The organism is Cytobacillus mangrovibacter, assembly GCF_042865275.1.
Lineage (GTDB): Bacteria > Bacillota > Bacilli > Bacillales > Cytobacillaceae > Cytobacillus > Cytobacillus mangrovibacter.
In genome coordinates this window covers 39,800-59,998 of sequence record NZ_JBIACJ010000017.1, presented here as the reverse complement: position 1 = coordinate 59,998, position 20,199 = coordinate 39,800, and the positions used below count along the sequence as shown (strand labels likewise).

Annotated in this window: 32 protein-coding genes and 1 rRNA gene; 2 read left to right on the top strand and 31 right to left on the bottom strand. The window is 39.5% G+C overall.

What is annotated here, in order from left to right:
* Positions 1–111, bottom strand: a 16S ribosomal RNA gene (locus tag ACFYKT_RS20335); the annotation flags it as partial.
* A 243-nt stretch (positions 112–354) separates the two neighbouring features.
* Positions 355–585 carry a hypothetical protein gene (locus tag ACFYKT_RS20330; RefSeq protein WP_389223358.1) on the bottom strand — a complete coding sequence of 77 codons (231 nt, stop codon included), beginning with the start codon at positions 583–585 and terminating at the stop codon, positions 355–357.
* Positions 586–726: 141 nt separating this feature from the next.
* Here ACFYKT_RS20330 and pdaB point away from each other — a divergent pair, with 141 nt between their 5' ends.
* Positions 727–1,479: a polysaccharide deacetylase family sporulation protein PdaB gene (pdaB, locus tag ACFYKT_RS20325; protein ID WP_389223356.1), complete on the top strand. Its 753-nt coding sequence runs from the start codon at positions 727–729 to the stop codon at positions 1,477–1,479.
* An 11-nt stretch (positions 1,480–1,490) separates the two neighbouring features.
* Here the strand turns inward: pdaB and ACFYKT_RS20320 are convergent, their stop codons facing one another.
* The gene (locus ACFYKT_RS20320; protein WP_389223353.1) at positions 1,491–2,132 is read right to left on the bottom strand and encodes a KinB-signaling pathway activation protein; all 642 of its coding nucleotides are present in this window, start codon (positions 2,130–2,132) and stop codon (positions 1,491–1,493) included.
* A gap of 147 nt (positions 2,133–2,279) precedes the next feature.
* On the opposite strand from ACFYKT_RS20320, the gene gerD reads away from it, so the two are divergent.
* A complete protein-coding gene (gene gerD, locus ACFYKT_RS20315; protein WP_389223350.1) occupies positions 2,280–2,930 on the top strand; it encodes a spore germination lipoprotein GerD in 651 nt (216 codons plus the stop codon).
* Between the two features lie 56 nt (positions 2,931–2,986).
* Here the strand turns inward: gerD and ACFYKT_RS20310 are convergent, their stop codons facing one another.
* From ACFYKT_RS20310 to rplN, 28 genes are all read right to left on the bottom strand, one after another.
* Positions 2,987–4,042, bottom strand: a complete 1,056-nt coding sequence (locus ACFYKT_RS20310) for an Mrp/NBP35 family ATP-binding protein (RefSeq protein ID WP_389223347.1) — start codon at positions 4,040–4,042, stop codon at positions 2,987–2,989.
* Between the two features lie 170 nt (positions 4,043–4,212).
* Positions 4,213–4,929: an N-acetylmuramoyl-L-alanine amidase CwlD gene (gene cwlD / locus ACFYKT_RS20305; protein WP_389223344.1), complete on the bottom strand. Its 717-nt coding sequence runs from the start codon at positions 4,927–4,929 to the stop codon at positions 4,213–4,215.
* A gap of 90 nt (positions 4,930–5,019) precedes the next feature.
* A complete protein-coding gene (locus ACFYKT_RS20300; RefSeq protein WP_389223341.1) occupies positions 5,020–5,463 on the bottom strand; it encodes a YbaK family protein in 444 nt (147 codons plus the stop codon).
* Positions 5,464–5,595: 132 nt separating this feature from the next.
* Positions 5,596–5,988 carry a 30S ribosomal protein S9 gene (rpsI, locus tag ACFYKT_RS20295; RefSeq protein WP_389223338.1) on the bottom strand — a complete coding sequence of 131 codons (393 nt, stop codon included), beginning with the start codon at positions 5,986–5,988 and terminating at the stop codon, positions 5,596–5,598.
* Between the two features lie 21 nt (positions 5,989–6,009).
* Positions 6,010–6,447 carry a 50S ribosomal protein L13 gene (gene rplM, locus ACFYKT_RS20290; RefSeq protein ID WP_389223335.1) on the bottom strand — a complete coding sequence of 146 codons (438 nt, stop codon included), beginning with the start codon at positions 6,445–6,447 and terminating at the stop codon, positions 6,010–6,012.
* 221 nt (positions 6,448–6,668) lie between these two features.
* A complete protein-coding gene (gene truA, locus ACFYKT_RS20285; RefSeq protein ID WP_389223332.1) occupies positions 6,669–7,406 on the bottom strand; it encodes a tRNA pseudouridine(38-40) synthase TruA in 738 nt (245 codons plus the stop codon).
* Between the two features lie 13 nt (positions 7,407–7,419).
* Positions 7,420–8,217, bottom strand: coding sequence for an energy-coupling factor transporter transmembrane component T family protein (locus ACFYKT_RS20280; protein ID WP_389223329.1), 798 nt, complete (start codon positions 8,215–8,217; stop codon positions 7,420–7,422).
* The gene (locus tag ACFYKT_RS20275) at positions 8,214–9,083 is read right to left on the bottom strand and encodes an energy-coupling factor ABC transporter ATP-binding protein (protein WP_389223326.1); all 870 of its coding nucleotides are present in this window, start codon (positions 9,081–9,083) and stop codon (positions 8,214–8,216) included. The genes ACFYKT_RS20280 and ACFYKT_RS20275 overlap by 4 nt, the downstream gene beginning before the upstream one ends.
* Positions 9,059–9,901 (bottom strand): energy-coupling factor ABC transporter ATP-binding protein, encoded by an 843-nt coding sequence (locus ACFYKT_RS20270; RefSeq protein ID WP_389223323.1) that lies wholly within the window; start codon positions 9,899–9,901, stop codon positions 9,059–9,061. Before ACFYKT_RS20270 ends, ACFYKT_RS20275 begins: the two co-directional genes overlap by 25 nt.
* Before the next feature lie 551 nt (positions 9,902–10,452).
* Positions 10,453–10,815, bottom strand: a complete 363-nt coding sequence (gene rplQ / locus ACFYKT_RS20265; RefSeq protein ID WP_053478241.1) for a 50S ribosomal protein L17 — start codon at positions 10,813–10,815, stop codon at positions 10,453–10,455.
* A gap of 82 nt (positions 10,816–10,897) precedes the next feature.
* Entirely contained in the window at positions 10,898–11,842 is a 945-nt protein-coding gene (locus ACFYKT_RS20260; RefSeq protein WP_389223320.1) for a DNA-directed RNA polymerase subunit alpha, read from the bottom strand.
* Positions 11,843–12,016: 174 nt separating this feature from the next.
* Positions 12,017–12,406 carry a 30S ribosomal protein S11 gene (gene rpsK / locus ACFYKT_RS20255; protein WP_389223317.1) on the bottom strand — a complete coding sequence of 130 codons (390 nt, stop codon included), beginning with the start codon at positions 12,404–12,406 and terminating at the stop codon, positions 12,017–12,019.
* 21 nt (positions 12,407–12,427) lie between these two features.
* Positions 12,428–12,793: a 30S ribosomal protein S13 gene (gene rpsM / locus ACFYKT_RS20250; RefSeq protein WP_389223315.1), complete on the bottom strand. Its 366-nt coding sequence runs from the start codon at positions 12,791–12,793 to the stop codon at positions 12,428–12,430.
* Between the two features lie 22 nt (positions 12,794–12,815).
* A complete protein-coding gene (gene rpmJ, locus ACFYKT_RS20245; RefSeq protein ID WP_000868344.1) occupies positions 12,816–12,929 on the bottom strand; it encodes a 50S ribosomal protein L36 in 114 nt (37 codons plus the stop codon).
* A gap of 35 nt (positions 12,930–12,964) precedes the next feature.
* Positions 12,965–13,183, bottom strand: a complete 219-nt coding sequence (gene infA, locus ACFYKT_RS20240) for a translation initiation factor IF-1 (protein WP_009336604.1) — start codon at positions 13,181–13,183, stop codon at positions 12,965–12,967.
* Between the two features lie 173 nt (positions 13,184–13,356).
* Positions 13,357–14,103: a type I methionyl aminopeptidase gene (gene map, locus ACFYKT_RS20235; protein ID WP_389223309.1), complete on the bottom strand. Its 747-nt coding sequence runs from the start codon at positions 14,101–14,103 to the stop codon at positions 13,357–13,359.
* Positions 14,103–14,753, bottom strand: a complete 651-nt coding sequence (locus tag ACFYKT_RS20230; RefSeq protein WP_389223306.1) for an adenylate kinase — start codon at positions 14,751–14,753, stop codon at positions 14,103–14,105. Before ACFYKT_RS20230 ends, map begins: the two co-directional genes overlap by 1 nt.
* Positions 14,754–14,813: 60 nt before the next feature.
* Positions 14,814–16,109 (bottom strand): preprotein translocase subunit SecY, encoded by a 1,296-nt coding sequence (gene secY, locus ACFYKT_RS20225; RefSeq protein ID WP_389223303.1) that lies wholly within the window; start codon positions 16,107–16,109, stop codon positions 14,814–14,816.
* Complete coding sequence (gene rplO / locus ACFYKT_RS20220; protein WP_389223300.1) at positions 16,109–16,549, bottom strand: 50S ribosomal protein L15; 441 nt, start codon at positions 16,547–16,549, stop codon at positions 16,109–16,111. The genes secY and rplO overlap by 1 nt, the downstream gene beginning before the upstream one ends.
* Positions 16,550–16,583: 34 nt before the next feature.
* Positions 16,584–16,766: a 50S ribosomal protein L30 gene (rpmD, locus tag ACFYKT_RS20215; protein ID WP_389223297.1), complete on the bottom strand. Its 183-nt coding sequence runs from the start codon at positions 16,764–16,766 to the stop codon at positions 16,584–16,586.
* Between the two features lie 13 nt (positions 16,767–16,779).
* Entirely contained in the window at positions 16,780–17,280 is a 501-nt protein-coding gene (gene rpsE, locus ACFYKT_RS20210; protein WP_389223294.1) for a 30S ribosomal protein S5, read from the bottom strand.
* Between the two features lie 24 nt (positions 17,281–17,304).
* Positions 17,305–17,667, bottom strand: coding sequence for a 50S ribosomal protein L18 (gene rplR / locus ACFYKT_RS20205; RefSeq protein ID WP_389223292.1), 363 nt, complete (start codon positions 17,665–17,667; stop codon positions 17,305–17,307).
* Between the two features lie 32 nt (positions 17,668–17,699).
* On the bottom strand, positions 17,700–18,236 hold the full coding sequence (gene rplF, locus ACFYKT_RS20200; protein WP_389223289.1) for a 50S ribosomal protein L6: 537 nt from the start codon (positions 18,234–18,236) through the stop codon (positions 17,700–17,702).
* A gap of 30 nt (positions 18,237–18,266) precedes the next feature.
* Positions 18,267–18,665 carry a 30S ribosomal protein S8 gene (rpsH, locus tag ACFYKT_RS20195; RefSeq protein ID WP_389223286.1) on the bottom strand — a complete coding sequence of 133 codons (399 nt, stop codon included), beginning with the start codon at positions 18,663–18,665 and terminating at the stop codon, positions 18,267–18,269.
* A gap of 30 nt (positions 18,666–18,695) precedes the next feature.
* On the bottom strand, positions 18,696–18,881 hold the full coding sequence (rpsN, locus tag ACFYKT_RS20190) for a 30S ribosomal protein S14 (protein WP_009336593.1): 186 nt from the start codon (positions 18,879–18,881) through the stop codon (positions 18,696–18,698).
* 25 nt (positions 18,882–18,906) lie between these two features.
* A complete protein-coding gene (rplE, locus tag ACFYKT_RS20185; protein ID WP_389223282.1) occupies positions 18,907–19,446 on the bottom strand; it encodes a 50S ribosomal protein L5 in 540 nt (179 codons plus the stop codon).
* Between the two features lie 26 nt (positions 19,447–19,472).
* A complete protein-coding gene (gene rplX, locus ACFYKT_RS20180) occupies positions 19,473–19,784 on the bottom strand; it encodes a 50S ribosomal protein L24 (protein ID WP_389223278.1) in 312 nt (103 codons plus the stop codon).
* A gap of 35 nt (positions 19,785–19,819) precedes the next feature.
* Entirely contained in the window at positions 19,820–20,188 is a 369-nt protein-coding gene (rplN, locus tag ACFYKT_RS20175; protein WP_053478256.1) for a 50S ribosomal protein L14, read from the bottom strand.
* Between the last annotated feature and the right edge of the window lie 11 nt (positions 20,189–20,199).

Genomic DNA, 20,199 nt, shown 5'->3' with positions numbered 1-20,199 from the left:
CACCCGTCCGCCGCTAATCTTCGGGAGCAAGCTCCCTCAGATTCGCTCGACTTGCATGTATTAGGCACGCCGCCAGCGTTCGTCCTGAGCCAGGATCAAACTCTCCAATAAAGAGTTGATTAGCTCAAAAATAAAAATTTAAAACGTTGACGTTTTTGTTCGTTCAGTTTTCAAAGAGCAAAAATTTTTAAATGTTTTTGTCGTTCACGACGACTTTATTAATATATCATCAATCACTTTCGACGTCAACAACTTTTTTTAAGTTGTTTTTAACTTACGTCATCAGCGACGTTTATTAATATAACAGCTATCTAAAATTAAGTCAACAACTTTAACAAACTTTTTTTAGCTTTTTTACCCCTTACGTTCCCTTCTCTGTTTATTCAACATGTATTTCATGCATTCATTAGGCGCAGCAACCCGCTTGAATAATGTAAATAGAATCTTATACCTTTCTTCCATCGCTCTTTTAACAATATGATCTATACGATTATCCTTTAAATCAAATAAAATTTCATCCATTTCTCTTTTTATAAGATATTGCATTTCCTTCTGTTCCTTTTGATTAATTAATATTCCTAACATCCTAAAACCCCTTCATTTTAGTATAGTTTTTGTAGTATTTTCCATTTTAGTTTTTTTATGAATTTGATTTTTTGTTCATTTATAAAAAATTACTGCATAAGATTGAGACAAGGAGTGATTAGGACGAGGTGAAGAGATACGATGAATTCTTTTTATGTATTTAACGGAAAAGTTTTGAAACAGCTTGCTTTAGTTGTGACTACAGCTTTCGTTGCTGCCTGGTTCCTGTATATTGGCAATCTTGTTCATCTGCCCGCATTTTCGGCAAAAGATGGTCCTAAAGCAATATACAAAGGAGAAAAAGATTTAGCCTTAACCTTTAATATTGGATGGGGAGATGAAAAGGCTGAGCCTATTCTTGATATTCTGAAAGCAGGCAATGTAAAATCCGCTACTTTCTTTCTAGCGGGTTCTTGGGCAGAACGCCACCCGGATCTTGTTGCACGAATAGTTAAAGAAGGATATGAAATTGGTATGCTTGGCTATAACTACGAAGATTACACAGAGCTTGAAGAACAAAAAATCAGGCAGGACATAGCCAAGGCGCAAGTGGCTTTTAAAACCTTAAATGTGAAAAACATCAAACTTCTTCGTGCACCCACTGGACACTTTGATAAAAAAACCTTAAAAGTAGCAGAAGGGCTTGGCTATACGGTTGTCCATTGGAGTGTTGATTCAAAAGACTGGACAAATCCTGGCGTAGAAAGCATTATCAAAAATGCCTCACATGCAACCAAAGGTGATATTTTGCTATTCCATGCTTCCGACTCAGCGAAACAAACAGCAAAAGCATTGCCGCAAATTTTAAAAGACATACACAGCAAAAACCTTAAGCTAGTATCCGTTTCAGAATTAATGGCTGATGCCGAAACTAAAACAAATGAAATTAAGTAAAAAGCCGGCCATTATTTGGCCGGCTTCTTTGTAGTAGCTTTATTTCTTTGTGCTTGAGAGTCTTGATTTAGTTTTTGAAGAATAAGCAACTGATATGCGTTACATATTAATAACGGAAAGATCATCAGATAAACCCAACTTACTTCATTCACTCGTAAAACAGGTACCCACTCAATCGTAGTGACAACAACCATGAAAAAAACAGCGGGGATAAATGCCTCTTTATTTGTCATCTTTGCTTTAATTGCAGCAACCACAACGCCCACAACTAGAATAAAAACTGCGATACCAATATAAGGCCATATACTGTCTCCGTCATTAGCAAATGCATTATAGCGGAGATAAACCAAGTCAAATAAAACAAACAAAACAAGAATAACTTGAACAGCATTCCATAAAGTTCGTGATTTAAATATTCCAAGCCCGAAACGATGGACAGTTAAATAAGCAAAAAAACCTGCCTGGCTTAAAACACTGAAAATAAATCCTACTCCAATTAACCAAAATAATACCGATAATATTTCAAGAAAATCAAATGAAGTAAAAATAGATTCAAATTCCTTCCAACGAACAATAAAACCGACAACCCCAGTAGTTAATCCTCCAACTAACAGTGTTGACATAAACAACTTTACCAAATTTCGGCTAGTCAATTATTTTTCCTCCAAAGCATTTATTCAGATCACCTTTTGATTGTACCAACCATGCAATGAAAAATCTAGGTAAAGCATTTCGAGCGAATAATATTTGCTCTTTTTCTTCATTCTAAAATGAAGGACACCTCTGAAAGGAGCTTTAATATGTTAAAAATATCCCGTGTTCTCTTTCCTTTTTTGATATTCATTATGCTCACAGGCTGTGGCCAAAGTGAGTCTGGCAGCAGCAATATGGACTATGAACAAACAAAGAAAATGGTTGTGGATATTCTTAAAACAGACGATGGAAAAAAGGCTATCCAAGAATTAATGGAAGATGACAAAATGAAGGAAAAACTTGTGATGGATCAAACCGTCGTCTCAGAGACCATTGAAAAGACTTTAACTTCTGATAAAGGCACAGAATTTTGGAAGAAATCATTTGAGGATCCAAAGTTTGCAGAAAGCATCGCCAAGAGTATGAAAAAGGAAAATGAAAAGCTTTTAAAAGATCTCATGAAGGATCCTGAGTACCGCGGAATGATGATTGAAGTCTTGAAGGACCCAGAATTAGAAAAGGAAATGACAACTGTATTAAAAAGCAAGGAATACCGTGAGCATTTACAAACGGTTGTCACAGAAACATTCGAAAGCCCGCTCTTCAAGGCCAAAATTCAAGATATTCTTCTTAAGGCTGCCTCTGAAGTAAAAGGCAGCGAAAAAGGCGGGGGAGAAAAAGAAGAGGAACCAGCCACAGGAGATCAAGGCGACGAAAAGCAAGGAGGGGAAACAAGCGGAGAAGGCAGCGGCTCTTAATTATACATTCAATAACAATAAAACCTCTTCTCAAGCGAGAAGAGGTTTTATTGTTATTATCCTTCCAAAGTATGAACGACCTTCTGAGCGATTTCTGAATAAATTTTACCCAGTCTATGATCCGCTTGGTACACAGATGGAGCAAATTCCTTCTCATCCCAGTCTGGTTGCTGAAGAGGCAATTGGCCTAATACATCTGTTCTAAGCTCATCAGCCAGCTTCTGTCCGCCTCCCTGACCGAAAACAAATTCTTTCTCACCAGTAAGTTTACTTTCGAAGTAGGCCATATTTTCGATAACACCTAATATTTCATGGTCTGTTTTTAATGCCATAGCTCCAGCCCGCGCAGCAACAAAAGCAGCTGTTGGATGAGGAGTAGTGACAACAATTTCTTTACATGTTGGAAGCATTGTATGAACATCTAATGCCACATCACCAGTTCCAGGTGGAAGATCTAATAATAAATAATCGATATCTCCCCACTCGACTTCATTGAAAAAGCTGTTCAGCATTTTGCCAAGCATCGGGCCTCTCCAAATGATCGGTGAATTGTCCTCAACAAAGAATCCCATCGAAATGACTTTTACACCAAAACGATCAACCGGAATAATTCTTTCTCCTCTTACTACAGGACGTGTCGTAATGCCCATCATATCAGGCACACTAAATCCGTAAATATCTGCATCTATCAAGCCGACTTTCTTACCTAGTCGCGCCAAAGAAACAGCAAGGTTAACTGAAACAGTGGACTTACCTACTCCACCCTTTCCACTCGCAATAGCAATAAATGTTGTCTTGCTTCCTGGAGAAAGCAATCCTTTATCTTCTTCTTTAACTGCTTGACGGTATTGAGATAATACCGAATCCGGCAACTCACTAAATCGTATTCCTACTGTTGCTGCACCTGCTTCTTTTATCAAATTTACAATTTGCGTTTGTAACTGAAGCTGTTCAGATGTACCTGTTTTTGCAATAAGAATCTTAACACTTACATGATTCTTTTCTTCCTTAATCTTCACTTCATCAATGGCACCAAGTTCACCTAGTGTTTTATGTATAAATGGTTCTTTAACTCCACTTAAAACTTCTCTTATATTTTGTTCCGTTAACATACTAGCACCTGCCTTTATGAATTCGTTTCCATTAAAGTATAACATATTGTTATTGCACTACAGTTAATTCTATCACACCTTATCTAATTAAGACTAATACTCCCAACTCTCTTTCACTTTCTTCTTAATTAGTCGTTTGTATACAAAAAAAGATGCCTTATTCAGCATCTTTATTCCTCTTCCTCCAGCTCTTTTTCATCTGAAAAATACCTGAGAATCCCCATATAGATTGAAGCTGCTACTTTATTCTGGTATTGCTCCTTTTTCAGATTTTCCCGTTCAGCTGGATTGGATAAAAATCCAATTTCAACTAAGGAACCAGGAATTTCTGCGTTTTTTAGGATATAAACACTATTTAGTTTCTTTGCTTTTCGTTCAGTGTTTTCCAAATTTCTTCTTAGTTCTTCTTGAATAAACTTTGCCGCTCTTGCATTTTCATCATTATGAGATGCATAAAAGGTCTGTGCGCCGCTCCATCGGGAAGAAGGAATTGCATTTAAGTGGATACTAGTAAAAAACTCAGCCCCTGATGTATTTATCAATTCAAGACGCTTTTTTAAATCCTCCACTTTTCTTCTGCTATATCCCCTTGTGCCATCCGGAGCCAAATCACGATCATCTTCCCTCGTCATTATCACAAGAGCTCCCTGTTCTTGAAGATATTCTCTAACCTTCAATGTCACATCAAGAGCAATCTCTTTCTCAAGTGCAAGCTCATCACCCGCACCGCCGTCAGGTCCTCCATGACCAGGATCAAGTAAAATAATCTTTCCTGTTAACGGTAAATGCCATGATTCCCAAGAATCCTCTTCTGAAAAATCATATTGTAGAATTAAGAACAGGACGATAAGTCCAATGGCGAATGCCGCAGCTTTTATTTTTTTCATATTCCCTGTCAACCTCCCACACGTCCTCCATTTAATATATGGGACAAGATCAAACGATAGAACTAGGAAATACAAAAGCAAAAAGCGAAATTAGTGAAGGCGAAGCTTATGTCTTCTTTGGCCTTTTTGGAATCCCTCTATCCACCAGCTGTTTACATATCCCTCACATAAGTAATAGAGTGATTCACTCATAATTCCCTCTTCGCCATGCCCCCAATACAAGAGGAAGTTGTACAACGTATCTGAAAAGTGCTGAATCTCATAATGACAGCGGCGCTTAACATCTTCATGAGTCTCACCGTATACACCAAACCTGCTAAAATTCGCACCTAATAAATAAGCTTCAATAGCCACATCATAACAAGCTTCTTCAATTCCTGCATTCATCATTAATCCTGAGGCAAATCTCGAAGAGCCGAAATGATGTTGAACTTTTTCCTTTAATGCCTTTATAGAAATTTCCTTCAAAATGGACTTTTCATATTTAATTTGCTTTTCTCTTTTCTTTTCTGCAAAGGTTGTAATTACATTCATTCCTTCTCACTCCTTGTAGATAGTCTTTATCGACAATAGGAGAGAAATACAAAAAGCAGCAAGCTTTCATTTGCCAATTTTTTATCAAAAAAAGCTCCAGCCAAATTGGCTGAAGCTTTTTGATAGAATATATTAACGTTTTGAGAACTGAGGTGCACGACGAGCGCCTTTAAGACCGTATTTTTTACGTTCTTTCATACGAGCGTCACGAGTTAATAATCCTGCAGATTTTAAAGTTGGACGGTACTCTGGGTCAACTTGAAGTAACGCACGAGCGATACCGTGGCGAATTGCGCCAGCTTGACCAGTGTATCCACCACCGTTAACATTTACATGAATATCATAGCTTCCTGTCGTTTCAGTAGCTACTAGTGGTTGGTTTACCACAGCACGTAAAGCTGCAAATGGGATATACTCTTCGATTTCACGACCATTGATAATAATTTTACCGTCGCCTGGAACTAAACGAACACGTGCAACGGAGCTCTTACGACGACCAGTACCAATATATTGAACCTGTGCCAAGTTAATAACCTCCTCTATAAATTATCCACGAAGTTCGTAAACTTCAGGTTGTTGTGCTTGGTGCTTATGCTCAGCGCCAGCATATACGTGTAATTTCTTGAACATTTGACGACCAAGAGAGTTCTTTGGAAGCATGCCTTTAATTGCAAGCTCTAACATTCTCTCAGGGTAGTTTGTACGCATTTCATTAGCAGTTCTAGTTTTTAAACCACCTGGGTGCATGCTGTGACGGTAGTAAATCTTGTCAGTAAGCTTTTTACCTGTTAAGTGGATTTTTGAAGCATTAAGAATAATTACATGATCACCAGTATCAACATGTGGTGTAAAAGTTGGTTTATGTTTACCACGTAGAATTGATGCAACTTCACTAGCAAGACGACCTAAAGTTTTGCCTTCTGCATCAACTACGTACCATTTACGTTCGATATTATTTGCATTCGCCATAAACGTTGTACGCATCAATTTTCCCTCCTAAAAATTCCATAATTCATTCAATTGGTTTCATTTATCTTCAACACAATAAGTTCCGGGGCTTATCGTGGTTTTAATAACAATACCTTTGCTATGATACACTTTCGAACTGCAATTGTCAATAAAATGTTACACCAGGTTTAGTTGTTTTACTATTTTATTTTCAAATACAACGCTACCTCGTGATTCTTCAGCATTTCATACCAATTTCAGTAATGAACTTCCCATAAATATAAACCATGTGCTGGAGCTGTCTTCCCTGCATATGTCCGATCTTTTCTTTCAAGAATTTCCGGAATGGCTTGTGAAGAAATATCCCCTGAACCAACACCGATCAAGGTACCTACTAAAATCCGAACCATATTATATAAGAATCCATTCCCTGTGAAACGAAAAATCAGCATATCCTCTTCTTCAAGCAGCTCGATCTCACTAACCTTCCGAACCTTATCCTCTACTTCTGACTTTGCAGAACAGAAGCTTGTAAAGTCATGTTCTCCTACAAGGAAAGGTAAAGCATCCTTAATCGCCGGAATATTTAATGGGTGCGAATACTGGTAGGCGTAATGACGTTTAAATGGGTCCCTTCGAGAAGATCGGTACATAAAGTAGCGATATTCCTTCCCTTTGGCATCAAAACGCGCATGAAAGCCCGCGTCAGCCGCTTCTACACCAACAATCGCAAGGTCATTTGGCAATAAGGAGTTTAATGCAATCTCCCATTTAGCTATTGGAATCCTAAGGGGCGAGTCAAAATGAATAACCTGCCCCCTTGCATGGACACCAGCATCGGTTCTTCCTGAGGCAAAGACTTTTACATCTAAGCCTTTATGAAGTTTTCTTAGGGCATTCTCCAGTTCACTTTGGACCGTACGCTTATTAGGCTGTACTTGATAACCTGCAAACTGGGTGCCATCATAAGAGACAATACATTTATATCTTTGCATCACATATGCTCCATTACGTTCGAAATAGTACTAATAAAGTGGTTAACAGTCCAAGGAATAGAAGCATGGACGTATCAGTAAATCCCCAGCTAAGCTGCCTATACTTCGTCCTGCCTTCTCCTCCTCTATAGCCCCTTGCCTCCATTGCTGTAGCAAGCTCCTCTGCCCTTTTAAAGGAATTCACAAAAAGAGGAATCAAAAGTGGGATGATTGCCTTTACCCTCTCTTTAATTGGGCCGCTCGAGAATTCCACCCCTCTTGCCGTTTGCGCCTTCATAATCTTATCCGTCTCTTGCATAAGCGTTGGAATAAACCTAAGTGAGATAGACATCATAAGGGCAAGCTCATGAACAGGGAATTTCACCTTATTTAAAGGATTCAGCAAGCTTTCCAGCCCATCGGTTATTTCAATAGGCGTCGTTGTTAACGTAAGAATCGATGTCATCAATATAAGAAGGAAAAAACGTAAAGAAATAAAGATCCCTTGTCTTAACCCTTCTTCATAGATAGTAAACCAGCCAGCCTGAAATAAGAGCTCTCCCTCTTTTGTTAAAAACAGGTGCAAAATCAAGGTAAAGAGGACAAGCCATAGAACAGGCTTCAATCCCGATATAATAAACTGAATAGGCACCTTAGACAGTGAAATCATCATCAGCGTGTAAAGAGCTAATAAGCCGTAAGTCAAACTATTATTAGCGATAAAAACAATGCAAACAAATAAAAAGATAATCAACAGTTTGGATCGCGGGTCCATTCGGTGAATCAAGGAATGGGCAGGGACATAACGGCCAAAAATCATTTTCTCCATCATCTCTGCTCACCATCCTTCATTAAAGCAGAAACTTCTTCTGTCAGCATTTCTATTGTTAAGCATGTTTTCGAAAATTTCGTTTGAAACATTTCTTCGATCCTATTCTGGAAACGGACAACTTCTGGAACATCAAGACCAAGATGCATTAATTCTTCAGGCGATGAAAAAATTTCTTCCGGCGTCCCTTTCTTGAACACTTCTCCATTTTGCATAATCACAATTTGGTCCGCGTACTTAGAAGCATCCTCCATACTATGCGTAACCAACACGGTAGAAAGGTTTCTTTCCAAATGAAGAGAATGGAACATCTCCATTATTTCCTTCCTCCCGCGAGGATCAAGCCCTGCTGTCGGCTCGTCCAAAACAATTACATCCGGACCCATGGCTAGTACCCCCGCAATGGCTACTCTGCGCATTTGACCTCCGGATAGATCGAAAGGTGACTTGCTCAATATCTCTTCCGGAAGGCCTACTTGCTTGATCGCTACCCTTGCTCTTCTCTGTGCTTCTTGCTCAGAAACGCCAAAGTTCATCGGCCCGAAGCAAATATCCTTCTCTACTGTTTCTTCAAACAATTGGTGTTCTGGAAACTGAAAAACGATTCCCACCTTTTGCCGTACTTCCTTAAGGTTCTTCAGTTTTCTATCTGCTGTCACTTCAGTATCCCCAATAACTACTTTGCCAGCGGTTGGCTTTAACAGGGCATTCAAATGCTGTAATACAGTAGATTTACCAGATCCAGTGTGACCAATAATCGCCAAAAAGGTTCCTGAGGGAATATCAATCGATACATCTTTAATGGCTAGGCGTTCAAAGGGAGTCTTCGCTTGATATCGATATTCTACTTCTTGTAATGAGATGTCCATAACTCTGCCACCAACTCTTCTTCTGATAAATAATGTCTGGATAAAGAGACTCCTTGTTCCTTCAAAAGCTTGCTCATCTTAACCGGAAACGGAATATCCAGGCCTAGCTGTACAAGTTCTTCATCCATTTGGAATATCTCCTCAGGATTTCCTTCGCGATAAAGCTCTCCCTTATTCATCACAAGTATGCGATCAGCTCTTACAGCCTCTTCTAAATCATGTGTAATTGAAATAACTGTCATATTGTGACTTTCCTTTAACTCTCTTACCGTCTCCAAGACTTCTTCCCTGCCCCTTGGATCAAGCATTGACGTCGCCTCGTCCAATATAATAATCGAAGGTCTAAGGGCAATGACCCCTGCAATGGCCACTCTTTGTTTCTGTCCACCGGATAGATGGTGCGGCTCTTGATCAAGAAATTGTGCCATCTTCACCTTTTCCAAAGAATAGCTGACTCTTTCCAGCATTTCTTCTCGAGCAATTCCGTTATTTTCTAAACCAAAAGCCACATCATCCTGAACAGTCGTTCCAACGAACTGATTATCAGGATTTTGAAAAACCATTCCAACCTGTTTTCTCGTTTCCCATACTGTTCCTTCAGTAAGGGGAACCCCATTTACCGTAATAGAACCTTCTTGAGGAAATTGCAGTCCATTTAATAGCTTAGCAAGCGTGGATTTCCCAGAACCATTATGTCCTACAATTGCCAGCCACTCACCTTCATATATGTCAAATGAAACATTCCTAAGTGCGAAACCTGTATCCATCGCATATTGAAATGAAACATTGTCTAACTGAACCAGCTGCTTCTTACTCATTATTGCTCCTCCTCTCAACTCGCTCTTCTCTCTATTCTAAACTGTTCTTGCAGCCAATTAAAATAAATTTCACAAATAAAAAAACCCGCCATTTTTGGCGAGCTTCAATAGCAATGACAGCAGATATTAATGGTCGATAACAAATGTATGGGTAGATTAATACCCTTTTACAAAGAAGAAAAGGCAACTTTTCCAGTAAAATTATCTGTTATTCGCGCTTATAAAATGCCAATACTGCCTCCCTATTCAAGCCCATACAACAGATTTCTATTTAAAAAGCCTGCACCTCACCGAAAAACAGGTTCACCCTGCTGCGCTAAAACAAAAATACAATCGGTAAAGGTGCAAGAGCTAGACGAGACATGTGAAGGAACCGTTGGTGTATTCACAACGATTTGTTGCTTTTGATTTTACTTGTCGTAAATAGACACGCTCATCGTAACGCTCGTTTTGGCTAGGTCTAATTTAACTACCTATAGAGGATCGCTCTATTACAGAAAAAGGGCAAAGAACAAACTGTCCTGCCCTTCTATCTTTTTTCGAAAAAATAATTATACTAACTCGATAATTACCATTGGTGCACCGTCACCGCGACGAGGTCCAAGTTTCATAATACGAGTGTATCCACCTTGGCGCTCTTCATAACGAGAAGCGATATCGCTGAATAATTTTTGAACCGCATCTTGCTTAGTTTCAGCGTTTGCTACCTCATTACGTACGAATGCAGCTGCTTGACGACGAGCATGCAAATCGCCACGCTTTCCAAGAGTGATCATTTTTTCAACAACTGAACGTAGTTCTTTTGCACGAGCTTCAGTTGTTTCAATACGCTCATTGATGATTAAATCTGTTGCTAAGTCACGTAGCATAGCTTTACGTTGAGAGCTAGTACGTCCTAACTTTCTGTATCCCATGAAAGTTTCCCTCCTTTGTTGAAGTCATTCATTAAGCTTTTAAGCTTACATAGTAAGATTGCCATTAGTTTTAATAAACTAATCAGTCGTCTTTACGCAGGCCTAATCCAAGCTCTTCTAGTTTGTGTTTAACTTCCTCAAGAGACTTTCTGCCTAAGTTACGAACTTTCATCATATCCTCTTCAGTCTTATTAGCTAATTCCTGAACAGTATTAATACCAGCACGCTTTAAACAGTTATATGAACGAACTGAAAGATCAAGTTCTTCAATTGTCATCTCAAGTACTTTTTCTTTTTGATCTTCTTCTTTTTCAACCATGATTTCAGCATTTTGAGCTTCGTCTGTCAATCCAACAAAGATATTCAAATGCTCAGTTAAGACTTTCGCACCAAGTGCAACAGCATCTTGTGGACCTGTACTACCGTCAGTCCAAACATCGAATGTTAACTTATCATAGTTAGTCATTTGGCCTACACGAGTATTCTCTACCTGATAGGAAACACGAGAAACTGGAGTAAAGATAGAATCGATAGGTATAACACCAATTGGCTGATCTTCCCTTTTGTTCTGAACAGCTGGCGTATATCCACGTCCTCTTTTGGCTGTTAAACGCATGCGTAAATGACCATTTGTTCCCAAAGTCGCAATGTGAAGATCTGTATTCAGAATTTCTACATCACTATCATGGGTAATGTCAGCAGCTTTAACAATGCCTTCACCTTGTACATCAATTTCAAGAGTCTTTTCTTCATCAGAGTAAATCTTCAGTGCAAGTTTTTTAATGTTTAAAATGATAGATGTTACATCTTCTACGACGCCTTCAATTGTTGAGAACTCATGAAGTACCCCATCAATTTGAATCGATGTGACTGCGGCACCTGGGAGTGAGGATAAAAGGATACGACGTAAGGAGTTACCCAATGTAGTACCATACCCACGCTCAAGCGGCTCTACGACGAACTTCCCGTACTTGGCATCATCGCTGATCTCAACCGTTTCGATTTTTGGTTTTTCTATTTCGATCATGAAAATATACCCTCCTTCAAAACGTCGAAACCCCGGCTAGCATTCTAACCGAAATTCCCCCATGTATACGTTCCCGTTTTGTGCACAACAACTGGAATAATGATTCTGTATAAGTATTAAAACATTCCCATCATATCCCATTATAGACAAGGATACAAATTCTATACAGAAAAATTAAACACGGCGGCGTTTTGGTGGGCGACATCCATTATGTGGAACTGGAGTTACGTCACGAATTGCAGTAACTTCAAGACCAGCAGCTTGTAGCGCACGAATAGCCGCTTCACGACCTGCACCTGGTCCTTTAACTGTTACTTCAAGAGATTTCATTCCGTGTTCCATAGATGTTTTCGCTGCAGTTTCTGCTGCCATTTGAGCTGCGAAAGGTGTAGATTTACGTGAACCTCTGAAACCTAAAGCTCCGGCACTAGACCAAGAAAGTGCATTCCCATGAGCATCAGTAATAGTTACAATTGTGTTATTAAAAGTAGAACGAATGTGTGCAACACCTTGTTCAATATTCTTTTTCACACGACGTTTACGTGTATTAGTTTTACGTGCCATTTAAAGTACCTCCTTTACGGATTATTTCTTCTTGTTCGCTACAGTCTTACGAGGACCTTTGCGTGTACGAGCATTGTTTTTTGTATTTTGTCCACGAACCGGTAAACCACGGCGATGACGTAGACCGCGATAGCTTCCGATCTCCATTAGACGCTTAATGTTAAGTGAAACCTCACGACGTAGGTCACCTTCAACCTTTAATTTATCAATGACTTCACGGATTTTATTTAACTCATCTTCCGTTAAATCACGAACACGAGTATCTTCAGAAACACCAGCATCTGCTAATACTTTCTGAGCAGTAATTTTACCAATCCCATAGATGTAAGTTAATGAGATTACTACACGTTTTTCACGTGGAATATCTACACCAGCAATACGTGCCATAACTTAGCGCACCTCCTTGTTTTTAGCCTTGTTTTTGTTTATGTTTAGGGTTTTCACAGATAACCATAACTTTTCCACGTCTGCGGATAACTTTGCACTTTTCGCAGATCGGTTTAACAGATGGTCTTACTTTCATTATCCTAACCTCCTTAATAGTACGGAGTGCAATGGTTATTTAAAACGATAAGTGATTCTTCCGCGAGTTAAATCATATGGAGAGAGCTCCACAGTTACTTTATCTCCAGGTAAAATGCGAATAAAGTGCATGCGGATCTTACCAGAAACATGAGCCAACACCGTATGACCATTTTCTAATTCTACTTTAAACATGGCATTTGGCAAAGTATCAACAACCGTACCTTCTATTTCAATTACATCGTCTTTCGCCATCGAACAGATCTCCCTTCTTCATAATTAATAAGAACTCATTAAACTTTACAAATGCAAAGTTTATTTTCCAAAGTTACACGCCGGATTCTTGCAAATTCTTCAGATTCTAACAACTTTATGATTATAGCACAAAACCGAAACAAAACTGAAACGTTATATTCAATCACCTATTACTAGGCCTTTGTCAAAATTTCATAGCCTGTTTCAGTAATGGCAATCGTATGTTCAAAGTGAGCACACAATTTCCCATCAATTGTAACTACTGTCCAGTTGTCAGCTAGCGTTTTTACATAGCGGCTTCCTGCATTCACCATCGGCTCAACAGCAAGTACCATCCCCGGTTTAAGACGCGGCCCTTTGTTTGGCGGACCATAATGAGGAATTTGAGGATCCTCATGCAAATCCTGACCTACTCCATGGCCAACATACTCGCGTACAATGGAAAAACCATTTTGTTCCGCATATGTCTGAATAGCATGTGAGATGTTCGATAGACGCTCACCTGGCTTTGCTTCCTTTAGTCCGATATACAATGATTCTTCAGTAACATCGAGAAGACGCTGCGCTTCCTCAGATATAGAACCAACAGGATAAGTCCAAGCGGAGTCACCATGATAACCGTTATATTTAGCACCAATGTCAACACTGATAATATCACCGTCTTTTAATACACGATCACCAGGTATGCCATGAACAAGTTCATTATTTACTGAAGTACAGATGCTGCCAGAAAAGCCATTATAACCTTTAAACGATGGAATTGCATTAAATTTACGAATAAATTGATCAGCAATCTTATCCAATTCACTTGTTGTAATGCCTGGTGCAATATGTTCTTTCAGTTCTTGATGAGTCAGTGCGACAATTCTGCCAGCCTCACGCATGATATCAACTTCACGCGGCGTTTTGCAAATAATCATTAATGCAAGCCCCCGAGTAAACGATCCAGATCAGTGAATACTTTACCGATATCCTGCCTACCATCAATATTACGTAAATAACCTTTTGTTTCATAGAAATCAAGCAAAGGCTTCGTTTGTTTGATATTAACATCTAGTCGAGTTTTCACCGTAGCTTCATTATCGTCTGCACGCTGATACAGTTCTCCGTCACAGCGATCACATTTATCCTCTTTTGCAGGAGGATTAAATACGAGATGATAAGTGGCACCGCAATCTTTACAGATGCGACGGCCTGTCAGACGTTCCATAAGAATATCTTGATCAACATCAATATTAATAACAAAATTAATTTTTTTATTCAATTCCTCAAGAATGTTTTCTAGGGCATCTGCTTGTGGAACCGTTCTTGGAAATCCGTCAAGCAAGAAGCCTTTCTCACAGTCATCCTTGCTTAATCGTTCACGGACAATACCGATTGTTACTTCATCAGGAACAAGTTCGCCTTTATCCATAAATGATTTTGCTTTCAGGCCCAGTTCCGTTTCACCTTTAATTGCTGCACGAAACATATCACCTGTTGAGATATGAGGGATGCCGTACTTTTCGACGATCTTCTCGGCTTGAGTACCTTTACCAGCACCGGGGAGCCCCATTAATACTAAATTCATATGAATTCCCCCTTAAATCTAATCGGTTTTAGGGAACGTACTAGTCCCCTAAAAACCAAACTATTTAATAAACCCTTTATAATGACGTTTAACGAGTTGAGATTCAAGCTGCTTCATCGTGTCAAGTGCAACACCGACAACGATTAACAAACTTGTTCCTCCAATTTGAGCCGAATCAGGTAATCCTGCGATATTAATGAATAACATCGGAAGAATAGAAATGGCTGTAAGGAAGAGTGCACCCACCAATGTTAAACGGTATAAAACACGTGTTAAATATTCCTGCGTGCTTTTTCCTGGTCTAATGCCTGGAATATACCCGCCCTGCTTCTTCAAGTTATCCGAAACTTGTTCAGGATTGACTTGAATGAAAGCATAGAAATAAGTAAAAGCAATAATTAATGCACTGTAAATGAGCATTCCAACCGGTGTTGTATAATCAAACACTTTTTGAATCCATAATGTTACATCATTTTGTTCAAAGAAACCAGATACAGTCCTTGGAGTAATGATGAATGAAATCGCAAAAATAACCGGAATAACACCAGCTGCATTAACTTTTAATGGCAAATGTGTATTTTGTCCGCCAACTGGATTCTTTCCAACCGCCACACGCTTAGCATATTGGATTGGAATCTTTCTTAAAGCCTGTTGGATAAAGATTGTACCAACAACGATAGCAACAACTGCAAGAAGGATTAACACAACTGTAACAATGCGAAGGAAAATTTGTTCACCTGCATTTTCAAATTGCTGTGCATAAATCTGGTTTACGATTGATGGTATACCAGCTACGATACCAGCGAAGATGATAATGGAGATTCCATTTCCAACACCTTTTTCAGTAATTTGCTCACCCAACCACAATAAAAATGCAGTTCCAGCAGTTAATACTGTCGCAATAAGAAGATAAGAAGCAATTCCAGGGTTTTCAATCAATTGTCCATTTGCAAGATTGTTAAAACCGTAAGACATACCAAGAGCTTGGATGAAACCAAGCACGATAGTAAAGTAGCGGGTAAACTGAGCTAATTTACGACGTCCAACCTCTCCTTGTTTAGACCATTCAGTAAACTTTGGCACAACGTCCATTTGCAATAACTGAATGATAATCGATGCTGTAATATACGGCATGATCCCCATGGCAAGTATAGAGAAGTTAAGAAGCGCACCACCGCCAAATGTATTAAGAAGTCCGAATGCATTTAGTTCATCCTGGGCTTGTAGAAGGCTAGCATTCACACCAGGTACTGGTATGAAAGTACCGATGCGAAATACGACCAACATTAAAAGGGTGTATATAATCTTTCTTCTTATATCACCCACGCGCATAAAATTGGAGATTGTCTGAAACATTAAATCACCTCAGTTTGACCGCCGGCAGCTTCAATAGCTTCCTTTGCAGCAGAGGAGAATTTATGAGCTTTTACAGTAAGCTTTTTCTCAACTTTGCCTTTAGCAAGAATTTTAATTCCTGCTTTTTCATTACTTACTACCCCAGTTTCGACAAGAAGAACTGGAGTAACTTCAGTTCCATCTTCAAAACGGTTTAGTGCATCAAGGTTCACAATTGCATATTCTTTACGATTAATGTTCGTAAAGCCACGCTTTGGTAAACGTCTGAATAAAGGTGTTTGACCACCCTCAAAACCAGGACGAACACCGCCGCCTGAACGAGCGTTTTGACCTTTATGACCTTTACCAGCAGTTTTACCGTTACCAGAACCGATTCCTCGGCCTTTGCGTTTACGTTCTTGACGTGAACCTTCTGCAGGTTTTAATTCATGAAGTTTCATGTTGGCACCTCCTTATTTTGTAGAAGAATACAATTTAATTTTCTTTTACCATAACAAGGTGAGCAACTTTGTTGATCATTCCGCGAATAGCAGGATTATCTTTATGCTCAACTGTTTGGTGCATTTTTCGTAAGCCAAGAGCTTTAACTGTTTCGCGTTGGTCCTGCGGGCGGCCAATCACGCTGCGAGTGAGGGTAATTTCTAGTGTTTTCGCCATTTGATTTCCCTCCTTATCCTAACAGTTCTTCTACTGATTTACCACGTAACTTAGCTACGTCCTCAGCACGTTTTAATTGTGTTAAACCGTTCAATGTAGCACGAACCATGTTGATTGGTGTGTTTGTACCTAAAGACTTAGATAAGATATCACCAACACCAGCTAATTCTAATACCGCACGAACTGGTCCACCAGCAATAACGCCAGTACCTTCATATGCAGGCTTCAAAAGAACTTCACCAGCACCAAAGTTACCAATTACTTGGTGAGGAATAGATGTTCCAACCATTGGCACTTCGATTAAGTTTTTCTTCGCATCCTCAATCGCTTTACGAATTGCTTCTGGTACTTCTTGAGCTTTACCAGTACCAAAGCCGACATGACCGTTTTTATCGCCTACTACTACTAGAGCAGAGAAACGGAAACGACGTCCGCCTTTAACAACTTTCGCTACACGATTAACCGTAACTACGCGTTCTTCAAGTTCAAGTTTGTTTGGATCAATACGACGCATCTTTTTGTGTCCCTCCTTTGTCTATTAAAATTCTAATCCATTCGCACGTGCTGCATCAGCCAATGCTTTTACGCGACCATGATAGAGGTATCCTCCACGGTCAAATACGATTGCTTGAATTCCTTTTTCTACTGCGCGCTTTGCAACTAATTCTCCGACCTTAATTGCTGCATCAACATTGCTAGTAGAATCAAGATTCACTTCTTTATCTAATGTAGAAGCACTTGCTAAAGTAACTCCCTTTACATCGTCGACTAATTGAGCATAAATATGCTTATTAGAGCGGAACACGTTTAAACGAGGACGAGCTTCAGTTCCAGAAAGTTTAGCACGTACACGGCCATGTCTTTTCTTACGAACTGCATTTTTGTCAGCCTTCGTAATCATTTAAGTCACTCCTTTCGTTTACCTATGCGGCATTACTTACCAGTTTTACCTTCTTTACGACGCACATATTCGCCTTCATAGCGGATACCTTTTCCTTTGTAAGGCTCTGGAGGACGAACATCACGAATGTTAGCAGCTAAAGCACCAACGCGTTCTTTGTTGATTCCTTTAACGATAACTTTCGTATTTGATGGTACTTCAACTTCGATACCTTCTTCAGGTTCGATTTCAACAGGATGAGAGTAACCAACGTTTAATACAAGCTTATTACCTTGTTTTTGAGCACGGTAACCGACACCGATAAGCTCAAGGCCTCTTTCAAATCCTTTAGAAACACCCTCAACCATGTTAGAAAGCAACGCGCGAGTTGTACCGTGGATGGTACGGTGTTCTTTTGAATCAGTTGGACGAGAAACGGTTAGTACGTTTTCTTCCACTTGAATAATCAAATCAGAATGAAATGAACGAGTTAGTTCACCTTTAGGCCCTTTTACAGTAACTGTGTTCTTATCGTTAGTGATTGTAACACCAGTTGGAATTTCAATTGGCTTTTTACCTATACGAGACATTTATTGCACCTCCATTCATTAAAAACTCTATTACCAAACGTATGCTAAAACTTCTCCACCGACTTGTTTAGCGCGAGCTTCTTTATCTGTAAGAACTCCTTGAGAAGTAGAAACTAGTGCGATTCCAAGGCCGTTAAGTACGCGTGGTACTTCGTCAGCTTTTGCGTATACACGAAGACCAGGTTTACTGATACGTTTTAGTCCAGTGATAACACGCTCGTTGTTTGAACCGTATTTCAAGAAAATGCGGATAATACCTTGCTTATTGTCTTCGATAAACTCAACATCACGTACGAAGCCTTCACGCTTAAGGATATCAGCAACTTCTTTCTTAATATTAGAAGCAGGAACTTCTAATTTTTCGTGACGCACCATATTCGCATTACGGATGCGAGTAAGCAAATCTGCAATTGGATCTGTCATGACCATTTGTTTTTACCTCCTTCCCACACTTGGGGTTTACCAGCTAGCTTTTTTCACGCCAGGAATTTGACCTTTATATGCTAATTCACGGAAACAAATACGACAAAGCTTAAATTTACGGTATACAGAATGTGGACGTCCACAACGTTCGCAACGTGTATATTCTTGTACCTTATGTTTAGGCGTGCGTTTTTGTTTCGCAATCATTGACTTTTTAGCCACGTTTTCGCCTCCCTCTATTTAGCGATTACTTTTGGAATGGCATTCCGAATTGAGTTAAAAGTTCACGCGCTTCTTCATCAGTTTTAGCTGTAGTTACGATAACGATATCCATACCACGAACTTTGTTTACTTTATCGTAATCAATCTCAGGGAAGATTAACTGTTCTTTTACACCTAGAGTATAGTTTCCACGACCATCAAATGACTTCTTAGAAATCCCACGGAAGTCACGTACACGTGGAAGAGATACAGAGATTAATTTATCGAAGAACTCATACATGCGTTCTCCACGAAGTGTAACTTTCGCACCGATTGGCATACCTTCACGAAGACGGAAGCCAGCAATAGAGTTTTTCGCACGAGTTACAACTGGTTTTTGACCAGTGATTTGTGCTAATTCTTCCACCGCATTATCAAGTACTTTTGAATTTTGAACAGCATCACCAACACCCATGTTGATAACGATTTTATCAATTACAGGCACTTGCATTACTGAAGTATAGTTAAACTTGCTCATTAGAGCAGGAGTAATTTCTTTTGTGAATTTTTCTTTTAGGCGGCTCATTCATTATACCTCCCTTCTTCTTTGAACTATTTATCTAGAACTTCACCGGATTTTTTTGCAACACGTACTTTTTTGCCATCAACCGTTTTATAGCCTACACGAGTTGGTTCTCCAGACTTAGGGTCGACAGGCATAACGTTTGATACATGAACAGGAGCCTCATGGTTGATAATTCCGCCTTGCGGATTTACCTGTGAAGGCTTGGAGTGTTTCTTCACAATGTTTACTCCTTCTACAAGAACTCGGTCTTGTTTAGGGAACGCTGCAAGAATAACGCCCGTTTTGCCTTTATCTTTACCAGAGATGATCATAACTTTGTCACCTTTTTTTACATGCATCAGTAAGCACCTCCTTAAAGGCAATTTAGTTAGTATTATAGAACTTCTGGAGCTAATGAAACAATTTTCATGAAGTTGTTGTCACGTAATTCACGAGCAACTGGTCCGAAGATACGAGTTCCACGAGGACCCTTGTCATCACGAATAATTACACATGCGTTTTCATCAAAACGAATGTAAGTACCGTCATTACGACGTACACCGCTCTTTGTTCGAACAACAACAGCTTTAACAACATCACCTTTTTTAACAACGCCACCTGGTGTTGCTTGTTTTACTGTACAAACGATAATATCACCAATGTTAGCGGTTTTGCGACCTGAGCCACCAAGAACTTTAATTGTAAGCACTTCACGTGCACCAGAGTTGTCAGCAACTTTCAAGCGTGATTCTTGTTGAATCATGTGTGTAACCT

Bases quoted from the DNA above. Each gene is read 5' to 3' on its own strand.
- ACFYKT_RS20330 (WP_389223358.1), bottom strand. From the start codon at position 585: ATGTTAGGAATATTAATTAATCAAAAGGAACAGAAGGAAATGCAATAT.
- pdaB (WP_389223356.1), top strand. From the start codon at position 727: ATGAATTCTTTTTATGTATTTAACGGAAAAGTTTTGAAACAGCTTGCT.
- gerD (WP_389223350.1), top strand. From the start codon at position 2,280: ATGTTAAAAATATCCCGTGTTCTCTTTCCTTTTTTGATATTCATTATG.
- ACFYKT_RS20310 (WP_389223347.1), bottom strand. From the start codon at position 4,042: ATGTTAACGGAACAAAATATAAGAGAAGTTTTAAGTGGAGTTAAAGAA.
- cwlD (WP_389223344.1), bottom strand. From the start codon at position 4,929: ATGAAAAAAATAAAAGCTGCGGCATTCGCCATTGGACTTATCGTCCTG.
- ACFYKT_RS20300 (WP_389223341.1), bottom strand. From the start codon at position 5,463: ATGAATGTAATTACAACCTTTGCAGAAAAGAAAAGAGAAAAGCAAATT.
- rplM (WP_389223335.1), bottom strand. From the start codon at position 6,447: ATGCGTACAACGTTTATGGCGAATGCAAATAATATCGAACGTAAATGG.
- truA (WP_389223332.1), bottom strand. From the start codon at position 7,406: ATGCAAAGATATAAATGTATTGTCTCTTATGATGGCACCCAGTTTGCA.
- ACFYKT_RS20280 (WP_389223329.1), bottom strand. From the start codon at position 8,217: ATGATGGAGAAAATGATTTTTGGCCGTTATGTCCCTGCCCATTCCTTG.
- ACFYKT_RS20275 (WP_389223326.1), bottom strand. From the start codon at position 9,083: ATGGACATCTCATTACAAGAAGTAGAATATCGATATCAAGCGAAGACT.
- ACFYKT_RS20270 (WP_389223323.1), bottom strand. From the start codon at position 9,901: ATGAGTAAGAAGCAGCTGGTTCAGTTAGACAATGTTTCATTTCAATAT.
- rplQ (WP_053478241.1), bottom strand. From the start codon at position 10,815: ATGGGATACAGAAAGTTAGGACGTACTAGCTCTCAACGTAAAGCTATG.
- ACFYKT_RS20260 (WP_389223320.1), bottom strand. From the start codon at position 11,842: ATGATCGAAATAGAAAAACCAAAAATCGAAACGGTTGAGATCAGCGAT.
- rpsK (WP_389223317.1), bottom strand. From the start codon at position 12,406: ATGGCACGTAAAACTAATACACGTAAACGTCGTGTGAAAAAGAATATT.
- rpsM (WP_389223315.1), bottom strand. From the start codon at position 12,793: ATGGCACGTATTGCTGGTGTAGATATTCCACGTGAAAAACGTGTAGTA.
- rpmJ (WP_000868344.1), bottom strand. From the start codon at position 12,929: ATGAAAGTAAGACCATCTGTTAAACCGATCTGCGAAAAGTGCAAAGTT.
- infA (WP_009336604.1), bottom strand. From the start codon at position 13,183: ATGGCGAAAGACGATGTAATTGAAATAGAAGGTACGGTTGTTGATACT.
- map (WP_389223309.1), bottom strand. From the start codon at position 14,103: ATGATTATTTGCAAAACGCCGCGTGAAGTTGATATCATGCGTGAGGCT.
- ACFYKT_RS20230 (WP_389223306.1), bottom strand. From the start codon at position 14,753: ATGAATTTAGTATTAATGGGGCTCCCCGGTGCTGGTAAAGGTACTCAA.
- secY (WP_389223303.1), bottom strand. From the start codon at position 16,109: ATGTTTCAGACAATCTCCAATTTTATGCGCGTGGGTGATATAAGAAGA.
- rplO (WP_389223300.1), bottom strand. From the start codon at position 16,549: ATGAAACTTCATGAATTAAAACCTGCAGAAGGTTCACGTCAAGAACGT.
- rpmD (WP_389223297.1), bottom strand. From the start codon at position 16,766: ATGGCGAAAACACTAGAAATTACCCTCACTCGCAGCGTGATTGGCCGC.
- rpsE (WP_389223294.1), bottom strand. From the start codon at position 17,280: ATGCGTCGTATTGATCCAAACAAACTTGAACTTGAAGAACGCGTAGTT.
- rplR (WP_389223292.1), bottom strand. From the start codon at position 17,667: ATGATTACGAAGGCTGACAAAAATGCAGTTCGTAAGAAAAGACATGGC.
- rplF (WP_389223289.1), bottom strand. From the start codon at position 18,236: ATGTCTCGTATAGGTAAAAAGCCAATTGAAATTCCAACTGGTGTTACA.
- rpsH (WP_389223286.1), bottom strand. From the start codon at position 18,665: ATGGTCATGACAGATCCAATTGCAGATTTGCTTACTCGCATCCGTAAT.
- rplE (WP_389223282.1), bottom strand. From the start codon at position 19,446: ATGAGCCGCCTAAAAGAAAAATTCACAAAAGAAATTACTCCTGCTCTA.
- rplX (WP_389223278.1), bottom strand. From the start codon at position 19,784: ATGCATGTAAAAAAAGGTGACAAAGTTATGATCATCTCTGGTAAAGAT.
- rplN (WP_053478256.1), bottom strand. From the start codon at position 20,188: ATGATTCAACAAGAATCACGCTTGAAAGTTGCTGACAACTCTGGTGCA.